Below are 1,523 nucleotides of genomic sequence, written 5' to 3'. Positions count from 1 at the left end.
GATCGCCCGCCGCCTCGCGGTCCCGGCGGCCGACGACGTCGCGGCCGGCGTCGGGCACACGGCCGACGACGTCGCGACCCTGACCCCGCTGCAGCGACCCGTCTGGGAACGCCTGGGCCGGCCGTTCGACGGGGGAGTCCTCGACCGCGCGGTCGATGCCGCGGCCGTGATCCTCGCCGGTGACCGGGTCCCGGTCGCCGTGAACGCCGACGTGCACTTCGACCAGGTGCTGCGGGACGGCGGCGGCCGATGGTGCGTCGTCGACCCGGTGCTGCGGCGCGGCGACGCGGAGCGGACGGCGGTGAACGTGCTCTGGCACCGGGTCGACGAGATGTCCGACCAGGAGATCCCGCGCTGGTTCGACGTGCTCGTCGAGACCGCCGGGCTCGACGAGGGTCTGGCACGGGCGTGGGCGGTCTGGCGGATCACCGACTACCGGCTGTGGGGCCTGGAGCACGGTCTCACGCAGGACCCGCCGCGGTGCGCCCGCCTGCTCGACGCGCTGGGCTGATCACACAGAGAACCAGCAGTACATCGCCCGCCCCTGCGCCACCGCGCGCCGTGCCAGCCCCTTCATGCCCCGGAGGAAATCCGCGACCGCCTCCTTGTCCGCGTCCGGACCGAACTCCTCGGTGCTGCCCCAGGACTCCGCGACCTCGGGCACACGGCCCGGGTCCAGGTCGGCGAGGGCGGCGGTGAGCGTGCCGCGCACCCGTACGATGCCGGACCCGTCGCTGGCGCCCATACCGACCGGTGGCGTCCGGTCCCCGGAGATCTCGGCGTACGGCAGCTCGGTCAGCGCCGTCTCAAGGGTGCCGAGCATGACGAAGGGATCGATGCCCTTGGCCGCGTGCAGGTCGTCCTCGTCGAGCCCGGCGCCGTGGACGCCGCCGTCGAGGAACCGTGCCGCCTCGGTGTCGGAGCCGGCGATGAAGTAGTCGGTGATCAGGCCCATGAGCACCGAGCATGCCACCCGCCTCGGACACCCACCGGGACCGTCCGGACCGGTCCCGGATCGCCTCCCGCTGCGTTCGCGACCTCCTGCACGGTGGCCCAGGATGGTGGCGACAGGCACCGCGATCAGCGGCGGTGCCGCGAGGACCGGAGGACGTCGTGGGCTCCAGCAAGTCGGGCAGTGGCCAGGACAAGCACCGCGGAGGCGGCCTGAAGCGGTTCGTCACCCTCGTGACCATCGGACTGGCGGTCGCGGCGGTCGTCAAGGAGCTGCGCCTCCCGGAGGAGGAGCGCACGTGGAACGGCAAGGTGGCGGCCGTGGTGCCGTACGACTTCCGGTTCCCCACGATGGAGCGCGCCAAGGAGCGGCTCTGGGACCCCGAGGCCGAGCACGTGATCGGGCCGCGTGTCTTCGGCGTCGGCTGGGCGGTCAACATGGGCAAGGTCGTGGCGATGGTCCGCGACCGCGTCGGCGTCTAACCCCGCACGGGAGCGGGCATCCCGGTGTTGCGCGTCCGGGTGCGGGGGGCCGCCCGCGCGCGGCTGGCCCGGACCGGCGAGCGCGCCAC

2 protein-coding genes and 1 pseudogene are annotated in these 1,523 nt (G+C 73.7%); 2 read left to right on the top strand and 1 reads right to left on the bottom strand.

Annotation, left to right across the window (positions count from 1 at the left end):
* Positions 1-511: pseudogene (locus PROKR_RS29535) on the top strand (aminoglycoside phosphotransferase family protein); the annotation flags it as partial.
* On the opposite strand, the gene PROKR_RS31170 reads toward PROKR_RS29535, so the two are convergent.
* Positions 512-955, bottom strand: a complete 444-nt coding sequence (locus PROKR_RS31170; protein WP_051433502.1) for a hypothetical protein — start codon at positions 953-955, stop codon at positions 512-514. It abuts the pseudogene before it with no gap.
* 158 nt (positions 956-1,113) lie between these two features.
* On the opposite strand from PROKR_RS31170, the gene PROKR_RS29525 reads away from it, so the two are divergent.
* On the top strand, positions 1,114-1,434 hold the full coding sequence (locus PROKR_RS29525; protein ID WP_084800781.1) for a DUF5808 domain-containing protein: 321 nt from the start codon (positions 1,114-1,116) through the stop codon (positions 1,432-1,434).
* Positions 1,435-1,523 lie beyond the last annotated feature (89 nt).

The sequence above is a fragment of the Promicromonospora kroppenstedtii DSM 19349 genome, assembly GCF_000515355.1.
GTDB classification, from domain to species: Bacteria; Actinomycetota; Actinomycetes; order Actinomycetales; family Cellulomonadaceae; genus Promicromonospora; species Promicromonospora kroppenstedtii.
The sequence above is the reverse complement of the archived record's forward strand: the minus strand, read 5'-3'. Positions and strand labels throughout refer to the sequence as shown.

Coding starts and splice junctions, on each gene's coding strand:
- PROKR_RS31170 (WP_051433502.1), bottom strand. CDS start 955: ATGGGCCTGATCACCGACTACTTCATCGCCGGCTCCGACACCGAGGCG.